This is a genomic window from Curvivirga sp. (assembly GCF_965219885.1).
Lineage (GTDB): Bacteria > Pseudomonadota > Alphaproteobacteria > UBA8366 > Aestuariispiraceae > Curvivirga.
Map to the genome: position 1 here is coordinate 456190 of NZ_CBDCOT010000009.1, position 22720 is coordinate 478909.

Genomic DNA, 22720 nt, shown 5'->3' on the forward strand with positions numbered 1-22720 from the left:
AATGAAAATTCGGCAGAAATTAGTTGTTCTGCATCGCTATGTAGGGCTGGTTATGGCAAGTTTCTTGATCATCACCAGCCTGACTGGCGTTGTACTTGTTTGGTATCATGAACTTGATACTTGGATTCATGAACAATCATTCCCATCAAACTTGGCGGATAAATCATTTCCGCCTCTTTCTGATTTTGAGTTAAGACAGAAGGTTGATGATAAGTTTCCTGACGGAAGTGTGAATTGGATGCTCTTGCATCAACCATCTTCACCAGATGTAACTCTTTTTCTAATTGAGCCTAAAACACAACCAGATGGCACAAAGATGAAACTGGGATTTAACGAGATTTTCGTTGATCGTCGTGACGGCGAAATACTTGCCACAAGACAATGGGGTGATATCAGCCAAGGTTCAATTAATCTCATTCCCTTCCTCTATCGCTTACATGAATCACTAACGCTCGGTCGAGTTGGGACTTATATTCTAGGCGTTATTTCAATCCTTTGGTTGCTTGATTGTTTTACCGGCATTGTCTTGACCTTCCCTGCAAAATCGAAAAGCAAGACATCCCGATTAAAACGATGGGGAAAGGCATGGAAAGTTCGTTGGTGGGGAGGACGTCATAAAATCACCTTTGATCTACACACAGCAGGCAGTTTATGGGCATGGATTTGCTTATCCATCTTTGCGCTCAGCAGTTTTGCCATGACTTTACAATATGAAGTTTATTTCCCGACCATGTCGACAATGATGGAATTTAAGCTTCCACCTCGTTTGAAAGAAGTTGAACTTGCTCAGCAAAAAACCTCGCCAGAGATGGGATGGGAAAAAGGGTATCAAACTGCGGCACGTTATCTAGAATCGCTTTCTAAGGAAAAAGGGTTTGAGATCATCGCCCATGAAAGGATGGAATATTATCCCCATAAAAACACGTTTAGACTGATGTCTAGAACCAATCTCGACATCAATGATATTTATGGTCAAAGCTGGGTCTATGTGGATGCATCAACCGGCGAGGAACGTGGTTATTTTTTACCCACAAGCATGGCGACTGGTAATACCTTCACCCTCTGGTTAAACACCTTACATATCGCCCGTATTTGGGGAATACCCTATCGCATTGCGGTCACTATTATTGGTCTATTTGTTGCAATGATCACGATCACGGGCGTTCTGATTTGGTGGCGAAAAAAGAAAGCCAAACAACCCAAATTCAAAGAAACAAAAAAGGCTTCGTAAATCGAAGCCTTTTTCTTAGAAGTAACGAGTTAATCTAAGCTGAATATGATCATCATCGCGTGAACTATATAAAAGTTCTTCTTCGCCAATATTCTGATACATACGTCCTTCTAGTTCGATCGACCAGAAGTCCGATAATCTTGTTTCCGCCTCAACACTAAAAGAAGTCGCTTTCGAGGAAGGGTCATAAATAACACCGCCCAAGAAGCTGGTGTCATCCTCATCATTCAACGTCAAACGTGTTCCAACGAAAATATCATCATCAAACATGGTTGCTGGCGCCAAATCATTTCGACCATCATAATGATATTCAAGTAAGACGCCGATATCGCCCACATCATCAATCGCACCAAAGAAGGAATATTCGAAACCTGCGGTCATCGCCGCAAAGGAATCATAGTTATCTGCATGTTCATAAATCGCTTCCAGCTTCCAAAGCCATTCTTCGATAGTTGCTTGAACATCAATACTTGCGCGATCAATCAGATCATAATGTGGTATTAAAACCGTATTACCTGAACCATCCGTACCTGCCACAAGACGTGGGTCACGACTGGTACCACGGAAATACGAGGCACCTAAATCCCAATCCCCAACAACGTGAGAATAACGCAATGCATAATCTACATGTTTTTCTTCACGGGAAGATTCATAAACTGCCTGATCCGTGTCCACAACTAAACCACCGCGTAAACGCCCATCTATTCCTGCAAATGTTCTTTCACGGAAATAAGGTAAAACGAATGCGTTGATATTTCCCCAATCTTGTTGAAGACCAAGATTGATCATTGGTTGTCCGAGTTTATCCTCACCATCAACATCTTCGACAGCATCTGTTTGGTTAATAACATCAACCAAGTGACGGGATTCTGTCACCCCCCAGAACACTTTATCGACGCCAACAACCACATCCCAGCCATCATTGATATGTAAATAGTTCAGCTCCCGGATATCCCAATGACTGCGCTCTTCATCATGACTATCAAGACGCGCAAATGGGTTAAACTCAATACGGTCATCCCCACCATTCCATTCGTACAGCATTTCAGGCTGCAGAACCAAGGAACTATTGAGGGTTTGATCTTCCTGCCCTGTTTGAATGGCATCATTAGGAAAAACCCGTAAATCTGCCGCAACAAAACCGGAAAATTCAAAATAGGTATCATCATCTGCTAGCACAGACTGACTTAGGCCACCCATGGAAAGGGTGGCCATGCAGCTGGTCAGAAACAGTGATTTCGCCAGTTTCTTTGACATTAGCGTGCTCTTTTCAAGCTATTCTTGTTGAAGTCACCATCTTTAAGACCTGTTTGAAATTCAAACTCTGTGAAAACCAAATGTGTTTTCTTGCCTGTTTGATGGTTCTCCATATCCATCTTATGTGCACGCCAGTGTTTACCTAGATATTGTTTAAAATCTGAATATGTCAGCGTTTTCAACAATGTCTTCTTACGGTCATAGAACTCTGTCTTTTGTTGGCGATATTCGTCTTTGTCATACCAAACAATTGTCTTTGTATAACCGGAATTTTCATAAGTTGGATATTGTTCAACTACGAAACATTCCAAGTCCCCGCATTTTTCGTCACGTAGATATTTATATGTATATTTCTTCAATTCATTTGCGGATAAATCTTCAAACGCAAATTCAGACCCCACAAAAGGCCCAGATTTGTTTTTAGAAGAAATACGTTTTACACGTTTCAATGCTGGTAAATATAACCACTGATCATCCGGGTCCAGAATTTTGGCAAAGCTTAGGAAAGCTGTACCTTTCACATCACGTGGTTTGTCAAAGATTGTCAGGCTTTTATCACCGATATCCAATCCTGGAACCTCAAGAACCTTTTGACGCATTTCACGTTTGGATTCTTCACCATGGCGATTGACCAGCACCATTTGCATGGTCGCTTGTGAGTCACCAAAACCATGGTCACGTTTGTCCCATTCTGTTGCGATTTCCAACCCTTTTTCTTCATCGGTTTGCGCAATAGCAGTTGAAGACAATAATGGGGATGCGAGGGCCAAAAGGCCCAACGCAACGAAAGAGAAACCTAGTTTTTTAAAACTTTTCATTTTCTTTTCCTTAGTAAAATTCATTAGTCAGCCGCTTGCGGCACAGCATTGGTCATTGGTTTCTTGCCACCTAATAGAAGTAGTAACGGAGGCAACAATAAGAAATCAACAGCCAAGGCAATCGCAATAGTAATCGCCGTCAACAATCCCATATCCGCATTCAAGCTGAAGGAAGAGAAGAACAACACGCCAAAGCCCATCATTAATACAGCTGTGGTTACCCAAAGCGCCATACCAACAGTTTTAAAACTATAACGAACCGCATCTTCAGGGGACTCACCGCGTTCACGGCGTGCACGTACATATTTACTAAGGAAATGCACGGACGCATCTACGATCAACCCAAGACTAGTTGCGGCAATAACAGATACAGCCAAACCAACTTGTCCCACAAATACACCCCATAAGCCAAATGCCATGGCCGCAGGTAACATATTCGGGATCAAGCTAATCAAACCAATACGCAAACTACCCAATGCAACAACCATAGAGATAGAAATCAACACAAAGGCAAGTGCGGTACCGATTAACATTGATTTGATATTACGATCTGCAATATGAGCAAACATAACGGATGCACCCGATCCATCAGCATACATATATTCAGGCGCATTTAGCTTCAACCATTCGCTACCTTTTACTGCAAGACCACGAATATTTTCACTACTTACGTTATCCAATGTTACAGAAACACGGGTTGCAGATTTATCTACGTTGATCTGACTGTTCAAATCCAAACCATATGGCAAAGACATTTCATAAAGCAGCAGATATTGTGCGGCCAATTCACGACCCTCTGGTACTTTATAGTAACTTTCATCATCACCATGCATGGATTTGTTCAAACGCTTCATAACGTCTGTAAATACATTCACATGAACCACACCCGGCTGATCACGTAGCCACAATGTAAATTCTTCCAGTTTCGCCAAATATTCTGGATCGGAAATACCACCGGAATCAACGGCACCAACAGAAAATTCCAGATCATAAATACCTGTCAGATTTTCACGTGCAAAATCACTATCCACACGGAATGGAATAGAATGGTCGAAATATTCAACAAATCGATCGTCCAGTTCAATACGCGGGATTTGCGCAATCATAATCACGACAACAGCTGTCATCCCTACCAATAACTTGGTGCGATGAACAAGTACGAATTCCGCGAATTTACCCATAAAGCCAGATGCGTCGTCTTTCACTTCTTTCACACGGAAAGGAATGATCGCTGCAACGGCTGGCAAGAATGTCATAGACAATACCCAAGCTGCAACAACACCTGCAGCCGCAATATTACCCAAATCACCAAATGGCGGGGAATCAGAGAAATTCAAGCTCAAAAAACCAATGACAGTCGTGAAACTAGTCAAAAATACAGGCTGGGTATTCACACGAAGACTTTCAACAATCGCTTCACGTTTAGTGCGACCCATGCGCATTTCATGCAACATCGTAATTAAGATATGCACACAATCGGCAATCGCAATGGTCAGAATGATGATTGGCGCCATCGCAGAAGGTGGCGTTAATTTCACGCCTGTATGTCCTGCGAAACCCATCGCAGACATTACAGAAAGAATAATCACCATCAGGGTGACGATTGTACCAGAAATAGAACGTAAGAAACCAACCAGTGCCAATACGATAATACCAAACATAATCGGGATCAATGAACCCATGTCTTTTTGAGACGCACGTGGGAAGGAGTTACTTAATGGTGCACGACCAGTTACGGCGACTTCCAATTCTGGATATTGTTTCTCAATACTTGTCGCCATACCTTCAGCATATTCAACTGCTTCGGTCAGCGCGATTTGATCATCTTCAGGCAATTGCAGGGTAATATTAATCCCTGTTGTTTTGCTATCTTCAGAAATCAAGCGGCGGGCGAGAACTGGTTCTCTTTGTGCAACAGCTTCAATTTCTTTCAATTGCGCATTCGTTAGACTACCAGCTTCTTCCACCAAATCCGCAACAATCAAATCATCTTCTTCAGCGATTGTATGTTGGAAGTTAGATAGAGAATCTACACGAATTGAATAAGGCACCTGCCATGAATCTTCTGTAACCTGTTGGATTACCTGAAGCCATTTATTGGTGAAAACAGTACCTTCACTTGGTTTAATAACTAAAAGAACGTTATCGGTCTTTGTATAAATATCTTGTAAACCATCATAGGCTTGAAGCTGAGGATTATCCTCGCCAAAAAACACACGATAGTCACTTGTGAATGCCAAAAAACGCCCGCCAGATGCAAGCGCTAAAACTGCAACAACGCTGAATAGCAATACCAGCCAGCGCCACTTTACAACGCCTTTGGCAAAGCCAAGCGTCAAACTATTAATTAGTTTACTCATCTCCATCCCTTTCAGCGAGTGGCTAACTAATTCCCTTAAAAAAATGTATGTTTCCTCTTTGTACAGATTGATTTTGTAATCTAAAAGAAGTAAACTACACAGTGTAGTATTACAGAATAAATCAAAAGTAAACTACACGGTGCAGTTTTTTTTGGAGGTATTCGTGGCAAAAGTAGAGTGTCCGATGATGGCGTTTGGTACTAACGCATTGAAAACGTTAACAAGATCAGAAGAAAAACAGTTGCAAATTATTAATGCAGCCAAGAAAGTTTTTTTAGAAAAAGGTTTTGATATAGCCAGCATGGATATGATCGCTGCAGAAGCGGGTGTATCCAAACGGACCGTTTATAGCCATTATCAGTCCAAAGAGAATCTTTTTGCCAGTATCATGAATGATCTTTGCGCCAGTAAAAGAGGCGAAATCATTGATGAAACCGAAATGGATGCCTGCGACCTCCTTCCAAAGGATAAATCTGTCGAAGAGACCTTAACCATATTTGGTAACATTTTTCTTACATATATTTATGATCCAGAAGTTCTGGCGATGTTGCGCATCATGATTGGCCAGGCAGATAAATTCCCGGAGATCGGCGAAAGTTTCTACAATCAAGGTCCTGTTATGACGCAAAATATGCTTACAGCTTATTTTGAACATACCAATGGCACAGGCGAGACGAAGTTTCAGGATACATGCATTGCAGCGAAATCCTTTATCTCCTCTTTGCTTGGCCCAAACCATTTGAAATGTATGTTTGGCGCTAAACCTCCATCAGAGAAAGAAATCAAGGAACATGTAGATCAGGTCGTCTCACTGTTCACGTCCTGCTGTTAATCAGCAAATTCAGTTTTAAAAGAAAAGGCCCGAGAAAATTCTCAGGCCTTTTTATTTCTATCTTAACCACCGAAGTCATCAAGCATGATATCATCGCGATCAACGCCCATATCAAGGAGCATATTGATCACTGATGAGTTCATGATTGGAGGACCACACATGTAATATTCACAATCCTCTGGGGCTTCGTGGTTCTTCAGATATTCTTCATAAAGTACATTATGAATGAAACCTGTATAACCATCCCAGTTATCTTCAGGCAGTGCATCAGATAGCGCAACATGCCATGTGAAATTCGGAAATTCTTTTGCCAATTCATCGAAATCTTCAACGAAGAACATTTCACGCTTGGAACGCGCGCCATACCAGAATGTGATCTTACGATCCTTATTCTTCAAACGCTTCAATTGGTCAAAAATATGACTACGCATTGGCGCCATACCAGCACCACCACCGATAAAGACCATTTCTTTTTCTGTCTCACGGGCAAAGAACTCACCAAACGGACCGGAAATTGTCACTTTATCACCTGGCTTCAGGTTAAAGATATAGGACGACATCTTGCCCGGAGGAATCCCTTGCGTACCTGGAGGTGGCGACGCCACACGAACATTCAACATGATCATACCCTTTTCTTCAGGGTAGTTAGCCATGGAATATGCACGCTCAACCGGCTCATCAACCACAGATTCAAATTGCCACAAATTAAACTTGTCCCAATCTTCGCGATATTCTTCTTCAACATCGAAATCTTTGTAAGACAGTTTATGGGCAGGCGCTTCGATCTGAATATAACCACCCGCGCGGAAATTCACATCTTCACCTTCCGGCAGATCCAAAATTAAAGCTTTAATAAAGGTCGCCACATTTTCATTGGAGCGAACAGTACATTCCCATTTCTTCACACCGAAAACTTCTTCCGGTACTTCGATATCCATGTCTTGCTTTACAGCAACCTGACAAGATAAACGATCCCCGCAAGAGGCTTCACGCTTGGTGATATGGCTTTCCTCAGTTGGCAGAATAGACCCGCCGCCTGCATGTACCTTCACACGACATTGCGCGCAGGTACCACCACCACCACAAGCAGATGGAACAAATAATTTTTGTTCTGCCAGTGTTTGCAGCAATTTACCGCCAGCTGGTACTGAAACAGTTTTTTCGCCGTTAATTGTAATATTCACATTACCTGTAGACACCAGACGCGAACGCGCCGCCAAAATGATCGTTACCAAAGCTAGTACGATCAAGGTGAAAAGCAGAATGCCTAATCCAAAAGTTGCCATTCTCGCCTCCCTTACAGTTTCACGCCGCTAAAGGACATGAAGGCCATAGCCATCAATCCTGCGGTGATAAAGGTAATACCCAGACCTTGCAGGCCATCAGGAATATCAGAATATTTCAGTTTTTCTCGTACACCTGCCATGGCCACAATTGCCAAAGCCCAACCAAAACCGGAAGACACACCATATGTCGCAGCTTCCGCAAAGTTGTAATCACGCTCAACCATGAACAAGGAACCGCCCATAATCGCACAGTTCACTGTGATCAATGGAAGGAATACACCCAAGGCATTGTATAGTGGTGGGAAATACTTATCCAAAACCATTTCCAAAATCTGAACCAAGGCCGCAATCACCCCGATATAAGAAATCAAGCCCAAGAAGGTCAGATCAACATTTTCAAATCCTGCCCATGCCAAGGCACCCGGTGCCAACAAGTAAGTCAGGATTAAATTATTCACAGGTACGGTTAATGCCTGCACGATCATCACGGAAATACCCAAACCAATCGCTGTTGCGATCTTTTTAGAGACAGCGATAAAGGTACACATACCCAAGAAGAATGACAGCGCGAGGTTTTCGACAAAGACTGCCTTTACGGCTAATGAGAGAAGCTCTTCCATCTTAGTGTTCCTCTACCGCTTGAATTTTATATTCACGTTCTTCAACCTGATCTTTTTTCCATGTACGGAACGCCCAAATGATCAAACCGATCACGAAGAAAGCAGATGGTGGTAATAACAACATACCATTTGGTACATACCAGCCGCCGTTATTCACTGTTTCAAGAATGGTCACACCAAACAAAGAACCAGCCCCGAATAATTCACGGACAAAACCAACCAACATTAAGATCAAACCATATCCCAAACCGTTACCAACACCATCAATGAAGGAAGCAACAGGTGGGTTTTTCATCGCAAATGCTTCGGCACGTCCCATCACAATACAGTTTGTAATAATCAAGCCTACAAATACCGATAAGGTTTTAGAGATTTCATAAGCATAAGCTTTCAGAATCTGATCAACCATGATCACCAAAGACGCAATAATCACCATCTGTACGATAATCCGAATAGAGCCCGGAATGTGGTTACGGATCATGGAAATAAACATGGAGGAGAAACCAGTCACCAATGTTACCGCAATCGCCATAACCAAGGAAACTTGTAGAGACGAAGTTACCGCCAAGGCGGAACAGATACCCAATACCTGTAAGGTGATCGGGTTGTTATCCACCATAGGATCAAGAATTAAATCTTTACTAGACTGAGACATTACAGGTCTCCTTCTTTAAGGGAGGATAAGAACGGCGCATAGCCTGCTTCACCCATCCAGAAACGTACCAGATTATCAACACCGTTAGAGGTCAAAGTCGCGCCCGCCAAAGCGTCTACATAGAACTCCTGACCCGCAGCTGGTGCTGCTTTTGCCACTGTGATCTGAAGAACACCGTCTTCGTCATGCAATTTCTTGCCATTCCACAAGGCTTTCCAACGTGGGTTGTCAACTTCCGCACCTAAGCCCGGTGTTTCACCATGACTATAGAATTGCAGACCAAAGATATCATTGCCGTTTTCTTCCAAAGCAATGAAACCATAAAGCGTAGACCAAAGACCATAACCATGGATCGGCAAGATTACTTTGTCCAAGCTGCCATCTTCATTGCGAAGTAGATAAACAGTCACAAATTTGGACTGGCGACCAATGGAAGCTGGATCATCCGTCAACGCAACAGAAGTCGCTGGGTCATCAGCAGCAGCACGATCATCAAATGTGGCGGCGTCAAACTGATCCGTAAATTTACCTGTTTCAATTTCCAAAACATGCGGTTCAAACACTTTAAAGGCTTCAACCACATCTGAGCCTTCTTCATAAAGGCCAGCCACCTGAAGGATATTTGTTTGCTTATCCTTAAGTTTGTTTACTTCTTGAATAGGGCGCAAATATACGGCAACAGCGGATACCACCATGGAAGCTACCAGACAGATTGTAACCGCGACAAAGACAGTTTTTGGTACAGAATCCGCAGGCAAATCCAAGAAACGACGCAGAAGCCCTTTATTTTCATTATGCTCATGCATTGCGTTTAGCCCTCCGTTTAATATTGGCCTGGACAACGAAGTAATCAATCAATGGCGCAAAGACGTTACCGAATAAGATCGCCAGCATCATACCTTCCGGGAAGGCTGGGTTGATCACACGGATCATCACCACCATGAAACCAATCAAGGCACCATAAATGTAACGACCGGCATTTGTATGGCTGGCAGAAACAGGTTCAGTCACCATAAACGCCAAACCAAAAGCATAACCACCTGTTACCAGATGCCAATACCAAGGCATTGCAAACATTGGATTGGTTTCAGAGCCGATAAAGTTTAGCAATAGAGAGAAACCGATCATGCCCCCTAAACAACCAACAATCAGGCGCCAGTTCGCGATCTTGGTAATCAACAAGAAACCTAAGCCAATGAAACATGCCAAGGCAGATGTTTCACCGATAGATCCTTGGATTGTGCCAAGGAAAGCGCTCATCCAATCAATGCCATAGGCACCTAATTCTTCAAAACCGTTAGATGCACCAACAGAAAGGGCTGTCGCACCAGAGAAACCATCAACGGGTGTCCAGATTGTGTCACCTGACATCTGCGCAGGATAGGCGAAATACAAGAATGCACGGCCTGTCAAAGCCGGGTTCAGGAAGTTTTTACCAGTACCACCGAAAACCTCTTTACCAATCACAACACCAAAAGCGATACCCAAGGCAACTTGCCATAATGGCGCGCTTGGCGGCATGATCAATGCGTAAAGCATAGACGTTACAAGGAAACCTTCATTCACTTCATGACCGCGAACTGTGGCAAAGATTACCTCAAAAATACCGCCAACAATCAAAGTTGTCAGATAAATTGGTAAGAAATAAGTGAGACCATGCAGGATATTACCAACCGGATTTGCCGGGTTAAAACCGATCCCCAACAAATCAATCAAACCAGCGCGCCATCCAGATGGCTCAAAAGTTTGATAGGCTGTGTTTACTTGATAGCCCACATTATAAAGACCAAACAGGATCGCAGGAATAGTTGCGATCACCACATAGGTCATAATGCGTTTCATATCTACATAAGAACGCGCATGCGGTGCCACAGTTGTCACTGTTTTTGGTGTGTATAGGAAACTCTCCACCATTTCATAAACAGGGAAGAATTTCTCGTATTTACCGCCTTTTAGGAATTGCGGCTCGATACGATCGAAAAAGTTACGAAGACCCACGGCTTAACCCTCTTTCTCAATCTTGGTGAGGCAATCGCGAAGCGCGAGGCCATATTCGTATTTAGCAGGGCAGGCAAAGCCAACCAGGCCTAAATCCTCTTCATCAAGTTCCAACGCGCCCAGCGCTTGTGCTTGATCTGTATCCATCACCAACAAGGAACGTAACAATTGTGTTGGTAAGAAATCCTGCGGCATCAAACGTTCAAACGTACCTGTTGGCACCATCGCACGACGACCACCATTCAAGTTGGATGTCAGTGCGTATAGCTTTCTTGAAAAAGCGGAACCAAGAACCGGTTGAATGGCAAATTTAGATGCCATTGGACGAATCCAACCCATCGGAATTTGCTTTTGATCTTCTTCAATCACAGTGATCTGACGTGCATAACGCCCTAGATAAGCAGACGTACCTTCACCAGCACGACCACTTAGAATAGAGCCGGAAATCATCCGAACCGGAAGATCACTTGGCAGGTCTTTCTCTAGCAAATCCATCATAGACGCACCTGCAATGGTACGAACCAAACGTGGCTTCGCACATTGTGGCCCCGTCAAGGCGATTACGCGACTTGGATCATAGAAACCTGTCTCCAGCAGTTTACCAATGGCGATCACATCCGCATAACCAATAGTCCATACAGATTTATCGCCAACAGGTGGCTCCAAGAAATGAATATGTGTTCCAGCCAAACCAGATGGATGTGGACCAGAGAAACCAGCAGCCACAACACCTTTAATATCAGCACCCGGGATATCAGCACCTGATGGCTGACACAGGTAAGTTGTGCCTTCGGTTAAAACTGTAATTGCTTCTAAACCTTTGCGGAATGCCTCAGCTTGTTCTGCAATGATCGGTGTTGGATCAGCCGCCAGAGGCTCACTATCCGTCGCCGTTACGAAAATAGCTGCAGGACGTTCGTCCGATGCAGGTACTTTGGAATATGGTCTTGTACGGAAAGAGGTCCATAGACCAGAAGCACAAAGACGCGCACTTAAGCCATCAGCGGTGGATGCATCCCCGATATCAGAGAAATTAACGGGCTCTGCCGCTTTTTCATCAATATCAATAACCACACTGATCAATACACGGCGCTCACCACGGTTCACAGCACGTACGCGACCGGACACGGGGGATGTTACCAAAACATCAGGGGTATCTTTATGGGATAAAATTGGGGAACCTACACCGACTGTGTCCCCTTCCTTAACCGCAAGGCGCGGTTTAAGGCCGACATAATCAGCACCCAGAATGGCCGCAGAGCCAACGGATACTGCGTCATCGATTTCCTGCGACGGTGCACCTAGCACAGGAAGATCTAGACCTTTAGTTAGCGAAAAATTCTGCACGGTTTAGCAGTCCTATATAATTTTTTTGCTCTTATGCGATAAATATCCAGTCTCTTCAAAGGATTTTTTGTGAGAATGCGAATTTTTTTGTTGTATCCGCCCCTATTCTCGACCATAAGCAGCCCCAATAAATTGATCCCATAGACCTTTATGACAAATTTCATTTATGGCTTGGAGGCTCCCAGTGCCGGATAACACCTTAATTACACGTCGAAATTTTCTACTTTTATCAGCTGCTGCAATTGCGGTCGCTGGATGCCAGGCTGAACCGAAGGTTTTAAAACTGACCGGACCCGCGATGGGAACAAGTTATTCGATTATCGCCATTGATAAATCCGGAACGCTTACCGAAGCAGATTTACGCGACTCAATTGAAACAGAATTGAAAAAGGTAAACGATCATCTTTCAAACTGGGATCCAAATTCCGAAATTTCTCGCTTCAATAAATCACCCTCTATCGAAGCGATCTCTGTTTCACCAATGTTGGCAGAAGTTATGCAAGCCGCACAGGAAATTCATATTGCCAGTGAAGGACAATTTGATGTTACACTAGGTCCATTGATTGATCTTTGGGGATTCGGTGCAAAAGATCGTGAATTGCAAACACCAACTGATTTGGAAATTGCAGAAGCTTTGAAAATTTCAAACCAAAGCCGAAATCTATCCATCACTGATATAACTCTGCAAAAACATCTGCCAGATACAAGCATTTATCTATCTGCCATTGGCAAAGGCTACGGTGTTGATGTATTGGCTCGTAAACTGTCAGAGCTTGGTATCAAAGATTATATGGTGGAAATTGGCGGCGATCTCTATACCGCAGGTAAAAACCCACAAGGACAACCTTGGAAAATCGGTATCGAAACACCAAATACGTTGGATCCTTCTACTCATCAAGTGGTCGATCTATCCAATCTAGGCATGGCAACATCTGGTGATTATCGAAATTATTTCGAAAAAGATGGCCAACGTTATTCTCATATTCTGGATGCGCAGACAGGCCGCCCCATCACTCATAGAACCGCATCTGTTACTGTCTTGGCGGAAAACGCCATGTTGGCCGATGGATGGGCAACCGCGATGTTGGTTTTGGGGCGTGAACGTGGCTTAAAAATCGCAAATCAACTTAATATGGCTGTTTTATTCATTGAAAGAGATGCTGAGACAACCCATACTAAGTTCATCACAACACCAAGCAATCGCTTTACCGCCTTGCAAGTTAAGGAATAAGGATAAGTTACCTATGGAAACCTTCTTTCTCGCTTTTGGATTACTGTTAATCGTAATCGTTGGCATGGCCCTTGGTGTGATCTTTCAGGGTAAAACTATCAAAGGCAGCTGTGGTGGCCTCAATGCCATCGCTGATGCAGATAAATGTCTGGTATGCAGCAAAGAAATCGACCCAGACAGTCCTTTGCGCGAACGCTTACTTTGCCCACGCGGCAAAGAAATTGCCCGTAAACGCTCCGAACAAGCAAAGGCTTAGTCATCTTCATTCTTTATCAGTTATAGCGATGAACCACAATTACTCCTAGCTTAATATCGTTAAATTATCTTATTTATGGTCTCAAATGTTCTGCTGCGGGATTGAGTATATTGATTGCAGATTGATTTCCCATACCCCAAATTGCTTGGATAACAGGTATATCTGACCTGGATAACTCAATAATTTTATCTATGTTGCTGTTCTCCACTTCCATTCCTACCACGATACCGACTAATGCATCACTGAAGGATAAAAATTGATCATTAGTTCCTTCAGTAATCAAAATAAAACGATATTCGTTCTCTGTGTGCCAGTCACAATGCTTATAGAAAAAAAAATAATCTGGATTGTTAATAATATAGTCTTTTGCATCTTCAAAATCTGAGCAGTTATGTATAAGACCATCGCGTGAAGGACCATAACTTATTTTTCCGTCAAGCATGATATCTTCATTGTCTTTATTATTACAAATTGCTGTCCTCAATTTTTCTTTATCAAAAACTAGACAAATGCCTTTGTGATTATCACCATATGAGGCCCACATACGAGGTTTAGCAAAACCGCGACTGCAGAAATCATCCGTTAGAATATCACAAGAGAAACATACAGCTTTCGTTTGCGAACGGAAATAATCAACTAATTGCGGCCTAATATTCGAAGAAGAAGGTTCAATAGTGATTATATCTTCAAATCTGGATTCTTTAGGATCATTAAGATTCATGAATCGATTGAATTTTAATGTTTTGTTCGGCAAAATACAATCTATAGCTGTGCCTGCGGTAGTATAATGATATAAATACTTTTCAATATCAAAATCATTAGAGCGTCTAAACTGAAAAGGATGGATATTATTATCATACATTGGCGTAAAGCTGGTCATGTCAGAATCTATGAGGTAATAGCCAAATTATTAACAGAACACCAATTCAAATAAAAGGCCGATGATAAATCATACCCTAAGGCACCACAGGCATAAAACCAACAATCAATAAACATGCAGCGGCGATTAAACCGAATAGCCAGAGCTGCCATTTTGGGCCTTCTGCTTTCCAGACACGTCGATACTGGAAGCCTGCAAGACAGGCGATCACAAAGATAATAGTGGCGCTTAAAGATGTAAGGGTGACTGTCATCTTAAAGAAACTCTTCCCTCAAAAGTGAATTTGGCTTTATACTCATAAGCATAGTAAGTGTGACAATCAAGTGAGGAGGATCTACATGCCTGTCTCTTTTCAAGCACCAAAAAGGGGTGATAAAGACAAGAACAAGACCGTTAGCCAGTCAAATAAAAGCAATCTGGCCCAAGATACAGCCACCGTTCAAGACATATTGACCAAGAAAGGCGATACTGTTTTTTCCATTCGACCAGAAGACACATTGGGTCAGGCTGTAGAACTTTTAAGTGAAAAACACATTGGTGCCCTCGTCGTAACAAACGCCAATGGTGATCTAAAGGGTATCCTTTCTGAACGCGATATTGTGCGTAAACTCGCCCAGACACCGGGCAAAACACTTCCCCATAAAACTGAACAGGTTATGACCAGCAATGTCGAGACCTGCACCCGTGAGGAAAGCCTTATTTCCGTGCTTTCACGCATGACTGAGGGGCGTTTCCGCCATATGCCGGTCGTGGAAAACAACCATCTACTTGGCATCGTTACTATAGGTGACGTGGTCAATTACCGTTTGGTTGAACTGGAATATGAAGCCTTACAGCTTAAACAACTTGTTGTTGGGTAACCTATGGCGCCTTTGGATAAGACAAATTACTGGTTATCCAAATTGAAATTTATTCTATCAGTCGGGTTCTTATAGTCGGTTCTGGATGGAGAGGGTCATGTGGCCCTCATCCACATCGAACAAAGGACTGAATTATGATACCATTTAAACTGAGTGCAGAAACTGTCTCTCTCGATTCTTGGGGCACCCCTGAAGATTTAGGTGCAGAAACACTTTCCGGCAACCCGAAACTATCAGGTTTATTTCAAGAAGGCGGTCCGGATACACCGGTATCCGCGGGCCTTTATCAAGCGACCCATGGCACTTTCAAAGTTGTTTATCCTTTTAGTGAACATGCCACAATCCTTGAAGGCGAAGTTATATTAACAGATGATAGTGGCAATAGCGTTACTTACGGTCCGGGGGATAGCTGGTTCGTTTCAAAAGGTGAAACTATCATCTGGGATATCAAATCCGACTTTATTCGCAAAAGCTTCATCGCCGTGAGTTAGATATACATGAGGAATGAGCAACCTCTCATTCCTCCCCATTAATATAACTTGTTCATAGTTTTGAGACTGGGTAGAGTTTGCTTGTTGAATAATAACGCATTTAGTGAAGAGCAAACATGTCGCAAGAACCGCATATTCTGATTGTTGATGATGATCTCGGCATTCAAAAACTATTGAAAAAGTTTTTGTCCCAATTCGGGTTTCGGGTCACCTTAAGCACCAATGGGCAAGAAATGCGTAAAGCCCTTGAAGATTGGCAAATCGATCTTGTGGTCTTGGATGTCATGCTGCCGGGCGAAGATGGTTTTGCTTTATGCAAGGAAATTCGCCAAGACAGCAATATGCCAATCATTATGCTGACGGCAGTGAATGAAGAATATGATCGTATTTTAGGGTTGGAGTTAGGGGCAGATGATTATCTAACCAAACCCTTTAATCCACGGGAGCTTATGGCACGAATCAAAGCCATTTTACGCCGTGTAGAAGACCAAGGGGAACTTTCAACAAATACTAAATTCTCCAAGGCAATATTTGGCAATTGGACATTGAATATCAATGCACGTGAACTGGCTGATCAAAAAGGGGTCGTCACACATTTAAGTTCCGGTGAGTTTGCTTTGCTCGTCACCCTTTTACAAAACAGTCAGCGTGTTTTAAGTCGTGAGCAACTTGTTGACATTACAAGAAAGCGTAGCTCTCTTCCCTTTGATCGAAGCATTGATATCCAAATCAGTCGACTACGTAAGAAAATAGAAACGGACCCGAAAGCCCCGCATATTATCAAAACCATACGCGGTCAGGGCTACCAATTTTGTTGTGAGGCTGAATTCACCTGATGTGGGCTTATCTAAATAATTGGATACGTCCGATCAAACCCAAAACATTAGGCGGGCGTATTTCTGTTATCCTGTTGATGGCGGGTATAACCATTGCTGCTTTAAGTGCCGGTGCCAGTTTCTATTTCACAAATCTGAATAAGAAATATGCACAATCCTATAATCTAGGTGTCGACATTTATCAGTATCTTTCAGAATTACAGATAAAAGATAAACCATCCTTTGAAATTCCCGTATCGATTCTAGAAATCTCAGCAGATGTTCCTTCAGAGGCTCTTATCCAACAATCTATCAAGGTGCCAGACCATCTTATTGACGAGATTAGATACATAAAAATAACTCTTCTTTTTAAAGAGGGGAGTTTGGCGCCAGAGCAAATTTTGCATATCCAGCAAGCACCGGGTTCTGCTCATTTTTGGGGGCAGCTATCCACAGAAATCACAAGACAAGGCAGAGAAACTTCCATTCTCCTGCAATTTTCCAATGGTGAACAGTTAACACTACATTCCCCAGAATTCTGGCAAGAAAGATTGGTCCCCGCAGCTGTTTTCTTGTTATTCTTTGCAGGCTTTGTTGCATGTTTACTTTTCTACTCCTTTACCGCCAATCTATTGGCAGGTCCCTTCGTAAATTTAACCCGCATTATCCAAGAACAAGGTAAGAAAAGAAAAGTTACCTTAGCAGAAGAACGTGGTCCAATTGAAGCCCGTGAAATGGCACGTGCTTATAACGCTATCAGACAACAGATCATGCAAATGCTTGACGGGCGCACCAGAATGCTGGCCGCAATTTCACATGATTTACGTACGCCGGGCACACGCCTTCGTTTGCGGGCAGAATTTGTTGAAGATGATGAGTTACGTGAAGAAATCCTGAAAGACCTTGATGAGATGGATGGTCTGTTAAATGAAGTATTGGATTTCCTGAATGACAATAATCAGAAGGAAGAGAAGAAGAACGTGATCTTCCTCTCATTGCTGGAATCCATCTGTGATGACTATATCGATCTGGGCAGGCCTGTAACTTATAACGGGTTAAAGCCATTAAATTTTGAACAAGTTACAACTGTATTTGGGAAACAGGAATCTGAAACCAAATTCTTTGCAGACGAACGTAAAATTCAAATATCCTGCCGTCCTGATACTTTACGTCGTGCCATCACAAATTTGATCGACAATGCCTTAAAATATGGCGGCTGTGCGGTTATTGACGTGGATGCAACTCCGAAAGATATTACCATTACGATTGCTGATAAAGGCCCCGGTATTCCAGAAGAAGAAATGGATAATGTGTTCTTGCCCTTCTTCCGTCTGGAAACATCACGCGGACGCCAAACAGGCGGGAGCGGATTGGGCCTCGCCATCGTTAAAACGATTATCGAGGCCCATAACGGCGATATCGATCTATCAAATCATCCTAAACAGGGATTGATCATTTCAGTTAGGTTGCCTAGAGAATGGCAACCTATGACTAATACGGCTGATTAAATCCGTTTGGTTGAAATTGGATCAAACAGATTTGCCTTTGACATATCTGCCATAAATTTCATGACCTCACCGGATTGAACAACTTTATCAGGACGCACACGTGCGACGACTTCTGTATCCCCTAAAGTGATAAAAGTCATGGTATCAGCCCCCGTAGGTTCCAAAACATCCACCTCACAATCAAACTCAAAATGATGCCCTGTATGGGCCACATCATTCTCGCGATAATGAGTAATCGCTTCAGGGCGAATACCCAGAACAACTTCCTGTCCTAACCAGTCTTCATATTGCTCATTCGCATTTGGAAGAGGCAAAAAGATTTCTTCGTCATTGCGTCGCTTGATAGACACACCAAGACGATCATTCTCTTTGATCAATGTGGTTGGAATGAAATTCATGGAAGGTGATCCGATGAAACCAGCGACAAACATATTTTCAGGTTTCTCATAGATTGTTTGCGGGTCTGCAAATTGCTGCAAGATCCCATCTTTCATAACCGCAATCCGTGAGGCCAAAGTCATCGCTTCAATCTGATCATGGGTCACATAGACAATCGTCGACCCTAAACGTTGATGCAGTTTTTTAATCTCTGTGCGCATCTCGACACGTAATTTCGCATCAAGATTGGAAAGAGGTTCATCAAACAAGAAGATTTCCGGATTACGCACCAATGCACGCCCCATTGCCACACGTTGGCGCTGTCCACCGGAAAGTTGTGATGGCTTTCGGTCTAACAGGTGCTCAATTTGAAGCAATTCTGAAACAGTCTGAACAGCAGCTTCCTGTTCAGATTTTGGTATTTTACGAATTTCCATCCCAAAGGTGATATTCTTGCGAACGGTCATATTCGGATAGAGCGCATAGGATTGAAACACCATAGCGATATCACGGTCTTTTGGTTGCACGTTATTCACGCGGCTATCGCCAATCAAGATATCCCCATCTGTCGGTGTTTCAAGTCCGGCGATCAAGTTCAATAAAGTGGATTTACCACAACCGGATGGCCCCACAAGTACAAGGAATTCACCATCATCAATTTGGATATCAATATTTTTCAGAATATCGATTGAGCCAAAGCTTTTTTTGACATTATTAATGCTTAAAGAAGCCATTTTATTATCCTTTCACGGACCCTGCGGTCAGGCCGCGGACGAAATATTTTCCAGCTACGATGTAAACGATTAATGTTGGCAAGCCTGTCAGAATAGCAGCAGCCATATCCACATTATATCGCTTCACACCGGTGGTCGTGTTCACAAGGTTATTCAAAGCAACCGTCATTGGTTGTGCATCCCCGGAGGTAAAAGAAGCCCCAAATAGGAAGTCATTCCAGATTTGGGTAAATTGCCAGATGACCGTCACCACAATAATAGGCAGGGAAATCGGCAACATGATCCGCCAAAAAATTGTGAAAAAGCCTGCACCATCAATAGTGGCTGCTTTCACAAGTTCGCTTGGCACACCCACATAGTAGTTACGGAAGAATAAGGTGGTAAAAGAAAGACCATAGATCGTATGGACCAAAATCAAACCAAATGTAGAGTTTGATAACCCCAACTTGCCCAACAACTGAGCCATTGGCATGATCACCACCTGAAATGGGATAAAACAGCCAAACAACATCAACGCAAACATAATATTTGCACCTTTGAAATGCCATTTAGATAAAGAATAGCCTGTCAAAGCCCCGATCATGGTTGATAAAGCAACACCTGGGATCGCAATTAACATAGAATTCCAGAAATAAGGTTTAATCCCGGTACAATTCACCCCGATACATGCCTCACTCCAGGCAAACTGCCATGCTTCAAACGTAACAAGGCGTGGTAAAGCCAATAATGACCCTTCGCGAATTTCACTCAACGGTTTAAAGGATGTTGAAATCATCACAAATAGCGGGACGAGATAGAATAACGCAAAACCACCTAGGATAATGTATAACAATACACGCAAAATGATCTGTGTGATCAATTGAGAGTTTGATTCAAGCTGATAATCAGACATTTTTACGCCCTCTCAATTCAGAGTATAAATAAGGGACAATGATTGCCATCACCGTACAAAGCATCATCATCGCACTGGCAGCCCCTAATCCCATCTGATTACGATTGAAAGTCATCACATACATAAATGTTGCTGGTAAGTCCGTAGATGTCCCCGGCCCTCCACCTGTAAGTGCAATCACAAGGTCAAAACTCTTCACTGCTAAATGTGCCAAAATCACGATAGCACTTAAAAATACCGGACGAATTGATGGAATAATAATTCCCATATAGATACGCGGTAAACTTGCCCCATCCATTTGGGCCGCCTTGATAATATCCTGATCAACACCACGAAGTGCTGCCAAGAATAACGCCATCACAAAGCCCGATGACTGCCATACCCCCGCAAGTACCACTGTATAAAGCGCCATTTCAGGATCAATGAGCCAATCAAAACTGAAGCTTGTCCAACCCAATTCATGCATGGTTTTCTCAAATCCCAACCCCGGATTTAAGATCCATTTCCATGTTGTACCTGTCACGATGAAAGACAACGCCATAGGATAAAGGAAGATTGTGCGAATGGCACCTTCCGCACGAATCCGTTGATCCAGTAAAATTGCTAAAACAATTCCGATCAACAAACAAATACCAATAAACAAACCACTGAAGACAAATAAGTTTTCAATTGCAACATGCCAGCGCGACATGCTCCACAATTTCACATATTGCTTAATACCTATGAGATCGAAATTGGGCAGCATGCGTGATTTCGTAAATGAAATATATGCTGTCCAAAGGATAAAGCCGTAAACAAAAACCAAAGAAATTGCAAAAGAAGGTGCGACGACCAGTTTCGAAATATGTGGTTGTATACGCGCTCTAATTCCCCCTGAAGACGCTATGGTAGGCTTAGCCACAACACGGTCCTTTCCGTAAATTTGTAATTATAGGGAATAATAGATTTAAAAGAGGAGGCTAAACAGGGTTTAAACCTCCCCCTTCACAGGTATAAACGTTTAGTCTTTCGCGAGTTCAATCGCTTCAGCTAGCTTTGTGACTGCTTCATCGGAAGACATATCTGAATTGAAATGTTCTGTAACCACATCAACAATCGCCCCGGATAGGTGACCCGGCAATGCAATACCATGCGCCATGGACGGCACTAAAGTTCCACCAGACATTGAAGCTTCCAAATCATCCATGCCACGTGTTGCACAAGTATCAAAATTCGTACGCGGAACACCCGTACGTGCAGGAATAGAACCTTTATAAAGATTGAAAGTTTCCTGGAATTTCTCACCCAAGATCAACTCGGCCAATAATTCCTGACCTGCTTTTTTATCATCACCATCCACGTTGAACATAACGAAGCTATCGCTGTTCAATACGAACGCACCGCCTTTGGTTGGTGTTGGTGCACAAATGAAATCTTTGCCCGGTTGTTTACCTGCTGCCAAAAACTCACCTTTGGCCCAGTCACCCATGATTTGCATCGCAGCTTCGCCATTCATCACCATGTTTGTGGCAAGGTTCCAATCACGACCAGAGAAATCAGAATCCACATAACCACGGATTTTACGCATCTGGTCAAACACCTGTTTCATAGTATCGCTTTTAAGCGCATCTTCATCCAACTCAACCAACGCTTTGTTGAAGAATTCAGGTCCACCAAGACCTAAAACAACTGTTTCAAAGACGGTTGCATCCTGCCATGGTTGACCACCATGGGCTAAAGGTGTGATCCCTTGTGCTTGTAATTTATCGGCAACAGCGTTGAACTCATCCCAGGAAGTTGGAATATCAGCGCCAACCTTTGCTAATACTTCTGGGTTCGCCCAAATCCAATCCACGCGGTGAATGTTTACAGGTACAGCCACATATTTGCCTTCATGCTTTACAATTTTCTGTAACAATGGCGGCACTACTTCATCCCATTTTTCTGCAGCCGCAACTTTATTAAGATCAGCCACCACACCTTCAGCAGCCCATTCCTGAATAGCAGGGCCTTTCAATTGTACAGCCGCAGGTGCATCCCCTGCCAATACACGTGTACGCAATACGGTCATGGCAGCATCGCCCCCCCCACCTGCAATAGGGCTATCAATCCACTTACCACCGTTTGCTTCGTAATCTTCTTTTAAGGCTTTCAACGCCTTTGCTTCACCACCGGAAGTCCACCAATGTAGAACTTCTGCCTCAGGTTCAGCTTGCGCAACTGCCGAAACTGAAATCGCAGCCATAATTGCGCCAGCTGCCAAAAGACTTTTCTTAAAGGACATAACCTTCT

At 43.1% G+C, this 22720-nt stretch carries 23 protein-coding genes; 8 read left to right on the forward strand and 15 right to left on the reverse strand.

Annotation, left to right across the window (positions count from 1 at the left end; translation table 11 throughout):
* Position 1: 1 nt before the first annotated feature.
* Positions 2-1231, forward strand: a complete 1230-nt coding sequence (locus tag ACOQOA_RS07640; RefSeq protein ID WP_420548053.1) for a PepSY-associated TM helix domain-containing protein — start codon at positions 2-4, stop codon at positions 1229-1231.
* 15 nt (positions 1232-1246) lie between these two features.
* On the opposite strand, the gene ACOQOA_RS07645 is transcribed toward ACOQOA_RS07640, so the two are convergent.
* Genes ACOQOA_RS07645 through ACOQOA_RS07655 form a run of 3 tightly spaced genes read right to left on the reverse strand, consistent with a single transcriptional unit; the run spans position 1247 to position 5666 of the window.
* Complete coding sequence (locus ACOQOA_RS07645) at positions 1247-2488, reverse strand: hypothetical protein (protein ID WP_420548054.1); 1242 nt, start codon at positions 2486-2488, stop codon at positions 1247-1249.
* Positions 2488-3306 carry an outer membrane lipoprotein-sorting protein gene (locus ACOQOA_RS07650; RefSeq protein ID WP_420548055.1) on the reverse strand — a complete coding sequence of 273 codons (819 nt, stop codon included), beginning with the start codon at positions 3304-3306 and terminating at the stop codon, positions 2488-2490. Before ACOQOA_RS07650 ends, ACOQOA_RS07645 begins: the two co-directional genes overlap by 1 nt.
* A gap of 23 nt (positions 3307-3329) precedes the next feature.
* Positions 3330-5666, reverse strand: a complete 2337-nt coding sequence (locus tag ACOQOA_RS07655) for an efflux RND transporter permease subunit (protein ID WP_420548056.1) — start codon at positions 5664-5666, stop codon at positions 3330-3332.
* A gap of 163 nt (positions 5667-5829) precedes the next feature.
* Here ACOQOA_RS07655 and ACOQOA_RS07660 point away from each other — a divergent pair, with 163 nt between their 5' ends.
* On the forward strand, positions 5830-6498 hold the full coding sequence (locus ACOQOA_RS07660) for a TetR/AcrR family transcriptional regulator (RefSeq protein ID WP_420548057.1): 669 nt from the start codon (positions 5830-5832) through the stop codon (positions 6496-6498).
* Positions 6499-6560: 62 nt separating this feature from the next.
* Here the strand turns inward: ACOQOA_RS07660 and nqrF are convergent, their stop codons facing one another.
* The 6 genes from nqrF to ACOQOA_RS07690 are packed head-to-tail and all read right to left on the reverse strand — an operon-like array spanning position 6561 to position 12404.
* The gene (gene nqrF / locus ACOQOA_RS07665) at positions 6561-7784 is read right to left on the reverse strand and encodes an NADH:ubiquinone reductase (Na(+)-transporting) subunit F (RefSeq protein WP_155155272.1); all 1224 of its coding nucleotides are present in this window, start codon (positions 7782-7784) and stop codon (positions 6561-6563) included.
* An 11-nt stretch (positions 7785-7795) separates the two neighbouring features.
* Entirely contained in the window at positions 7796-8404 is a 609-nt protein-coding gene (gene nqrE / locus ACOQOA_RS07670; protein WP_155155273.1) for an NADH:ubiquinone reductase (Na(+)-transporting) subunit E, read from the reverse strand.
* 1 nt (position 8405) lies between these two features.
* Complete coding sequence (locus tag ACOQOA_RS07675) at positions 8406-9059, reverse strand: NADH:ubiquinone reductase (Na(+)-transporting) subunit D (protein WP_155155274.1); 654 nt, start codon at positions 9057-9059, stop codon at positions 8406-8408.
* Positions 9059-9865 carry a Na(+)-translocating NADH-quinone reductase subunit C gene (locus ACOQOA_RS07680; protein ID WP_420548058.1) on the reverse strand — a complete coding sequence of 269 codons (807 nt, stop codon included), beginning with the start codon at positions 9863-9865 and terminating at the stop codon, positions 9059-9061. The genes ACOQOA_RS07675 and ACOQOA_RS07680 overlap by 1 nt, the downstream gene beginning before the upstream one ends.
* Entirely contained in the window at positions 9858-11057 is a 1200-nt protein-coding gene (locus ACOQOA_RS07685) for an NADH:ubiquinone reductase (Na(+)-transporting) subunit B (RefSeq protein WP_218048857.1), read from the reverse strand. The genes ACOQOA_RS07680 and ACOQOA_RS07685 overlap by 8 nt, the downstream gene beginning before the upstream one ends.
* A 3-nt stretch (positions 11058-11060) precedes the next feature.
* Positions 11061-12404, reverse strand: coding sequence for a Na(+)-translocating NADH-quinone reductase subunit A (locus tag ACOQOA_RS07690; RefSeq protein WP_420548059.1), 1344 nt, complete (start codon positions 12402-12404; stop codon positions 11061-11063).
* A gap of 184 nt (positions 12405-12588) precedes the next feature.
* On the opposite strand from ACOQOA_RS07690, the gene ACOQOA_RS07695 reads away from it, so the two are divergent.
* Positions 12589-13635, forward strand: coding sequence for an FAD:protein FMN transferase (locus ACOQOA_RS07695; protein WP_420548060.1), 1047 nt, complete (start codon positions 12589-12591; stop codon positions 13633-13635).
* 13 nt (positions 13636-13648) lie between these two features.
* Entirely contained in the window at positions 13649-13891 is a 243-nt protein-coding gene (nqrM, locus tag ACOQOA_RS07700; RefSeq protein ID WP_420548061.1) for a (Na+)-NQR maturation NqrM, read from the forward strand.
* Between the two features lie 73 nt (positions 13892-13964).
* On the opposite strand, the gene ACOQOA_RS07705 is transcribed toward nqrM, so the two are convergent.
* Positions 13965-14771: a DUF2971 domain-containing protein gene (locus tag ACOQOA_RS07705; RefSeq protein ID WP_420548062.1), complete on the reverse strand. Its 807-nt coding sequence runs from the start codon at positions 14769-14771 to the stop codon at positions 13965-13967.
* Between the two features lie 76 nt (positions 14772-14847).
* Complete coding sequence (locus tag ACOQOA_RS07710; protein ID WP_420548063.1) at positions 14848-15024, reverse strand: hypothetical protein; 177 nt, start codon at positions 15022-15024, stop codon at positions 14848-14850.
* Positions 15025-15109: 85 nt separating this feature from the next.
* Here ACOQOA_RS07710 and ACOQOA_RS07715 point away from each other — a divergent pair, with 85 nt between their 5' ends.
* From ACOQOA_RS07715 to ACOQOA_RS07730, 4 genes are all read left to right on the forward strand, one after another.
* A complete protein-coding gene (locus ACOQOA_RS07715; protein WP_420548064.1) occupies positions 15110-15631 on the forward strand; it encodes a CBS domain-containing protein in 522 nt (173 codons plus the stop codon).
* Between the two features lie 134 nt (positions 15632-15765).
* Positions 15766-16122, forward strand: coding sequence for a cupin domain-containing protein (locus ACOQOA_RS07720; protein ID WP_420548065.1), 357 nt, complete (start codon positions 15766-15768; stop codon positions 16120-16122).
* A gap of 116 nt (positions 16123-16238) precedes the next feature.
* The gene (locus ACOQOA_RS07725; RefSeq protein ID WP_420548066.1) at positions 16239-16958 is read left to right on the forward strand and encodes a response regulator; all 720 of its coding nucleotides are present in this window, start codon (positions 16239-16241) and stop codon (positions 16956-16958) included.
* Positions 16958-18445 (forward strand): sensor histidine kinase, encoded by a 1488-nt coding sequence (locus ACOQOA_RS07730; protein ID WP_420548067.1) that lies wholly within the window; start codon positions 16958-16960, stop codon positions 18443-18445. Before ACOQOA_RS07725 ends, ACOQOA_RS07730 begins: the two co-directional genes overlap by 1 nt.
* On the opposite strand, the gene ACOQOA_RS07735 is transcribed toward ACOQOA_RS07730, so the two are convergent.
* From ACOQOA_RS07735 to ACOQOA_RS07750, 4 genes are all read right to left on the reverse strand, one after another.
* Positions 18442-19557 carry an ABC transporter ATP-binding protein gene (locus ACOQOA_RS07735; protein ID WP_420548068.1) on the reverse strand — a complete coding sequence of 372 codons (1116 nt, stop codon included), beginning with the start codon at positions 19555-19557 and terminating at the stop codon, positions 18442-18444. The genes ACOQOA_RS07730 and ACOQOA_RS07735 overlap by 4 nt on opposite strands.
* Positions 19558-19561: 4 nt before the next feature.
* Positions 19562-20449 (reverse strand): carbohydrate ABC transporter permease, encoded by an 888-nt coding sequence (locus tag ACOQOA_RS07740; RefSeq protein ID WP_420548069.1) that lies wholly within the window; start codon positions 20447-20449, stop codon positions 19562-19564.
* Positions 20442-21350: a carbohydrate ABC transporter permease gene (locus ACOQOA_RS07745; protein WP_420548070.1), complete on the reverse strand. Its 909-nt coding sequence runs from the start codon at positions 21348-21350 to the stop codon at positions 20442-20444. Before ACOQOA_RS07745 ends, ACOQOA_RS07740 begins: the two co-directional genes overlap by 8 nt.
* A gap of 99 nt (positions 21351-21449) precedes the next feature.
* Positions 21450-22712: an ABC transporter substrate-binding protein gene (locus ACOQOA_RS07750; RefSeq protein ID WP_420548071.1), complete on the reverse strand. Its 1263-nt coding sequence runs from the start codon at positions 22710-22712 to the stop codon at positions 21450-21452.
* Positions 22713-22720: the final 8 nt, after the last annotated feature.

Bases quoted from the DNA above. Each gene is read 5' to 3' on its own strand.
- ACOQOA_RS07640 (WP_420548053.1), top strand. From the start codon at position 2: ATGAAAATTCGGCAGAAATTAGTTGTTCTGCATCGCTATGTAGGGCTG.
- ACOQOA_RS07645 (WP_420548054.1), bottom strand. From the start codon at position 2,488: ATGTCAAAGAAACTGGCGAAATCACTGTTTCTGACCAGCTGCATGGCC.
- ACOQOA_RS07650 (WP_420548055.1), bottom strand. From the start codon at position 3,306: ATGAAAAGTTTTAAAAAACTAGGTTTCTCTTTCGTTGCGTTGGGCCTT.
- ACOQOA_RS07655 (WP_420548056.1), bottom strand. From the start codon at position 5,666: ATGAGTAAACTAATTAATAGTTTGACGCTTGGCTTTGCCAAAGGCGTT.
- nqrF (WP_155155272.1), bottom strand. From the start codon at position 7,784: ATGGCAACTTTTGGATTAGGCATTCTGCTTTTCACCTTGATCGTACTA.
- nqrE (WP_155155273.1), bottom strand. From the start codon at position 8,404: ATGGAAGAGCTTCTCTCATTAGCCGTAAAGGCAGTCTTTGTCGAAAAC.
- ACOQOA_RS07675 (WP_155155274.1), bottom strand. From the start codon at position 9,059: ATGTCTCAGTCTAGTAAAGATTTAATTCTTGATCCTATGGTGGATAAC.
- ACOQOA_RS07680 (WP_420548058.1), bottom strand. From the start codon at position 9,865: ATGCATGAGCATAATGAAAATAAAGGGCTTCTGCGTCGTTTCTTGGAT.
- nqrM (WP_420548061.1), top strand. From the start codon at position 13,649: ATGGAAACCTTCTTTCTCGCTTTTGGATTACTGTTAATCGTAATCGTT.
- ACOQOA_RS07705 (WP_420548062.1), bottom strand. From the start codon at position 14,771: ATGACCAGCTTTACGCCAATGTATGATAATAATATCCATCCTTTTCAG.
- ACOQOA_RS07710 (WP_420548063.1), bottom strand. From the start codon at position 15,024: ATGACAGTCACCCTTACATCTTTAAGCGCCACTATTATCTTTGTGATC.
- ACOQOA_RS07715 (WP_420548064.1), top strand. From the start codon at position 15,110: ATGCCTGTCTCTTTTCAAGCACCAAAAAGGGGTGATAAAGACAAGAAC.
- ACOQOA_RS07720 (WP_420548065.1), top strand. From the start codon at position 15,766: ATGATACCATTTAAACTGAGTGCAGAAACTGTCTCTCTCGATTCTTGG.
- ACOQOA_RS07725 (WP_420548066.1), top strand. From the start codon at position 16,239: ATGTCGCAAGAACCGCATATTCTGATTGTTGATGATGATCTCGGCATT.
- ACOQOA_RS07730 (WP_420548067.1), top strand. From the start codon at position 16,958: ATGTGGGCTTATCTAAATAATTGGATACGTCCGATCAAACCCAAAACA.
- ACOQOA_RS07735 (WP_420548068.1), bottom strand. From the start codon at position 19,557: ATGGCTTCTTTAAGCATTAATAATGTCAAAAAAAGCTTTGGCTCAATC.
- ACOQOA_RS07740 (WP_420548069.1), bottom strand. From the start codon at position 20,449: ATGTCTGATTATCAGCTTGAATCAAACTCTCAATTGATCACACAGATC.
- ACOQOA_RS07750 (WP_420548071.1), bottom strand. From the start codon at position 22,712: ATGTCCTTTAAGAAAAGTCTTTTGGCAGCTGGCGCAATTATGGCTGCG.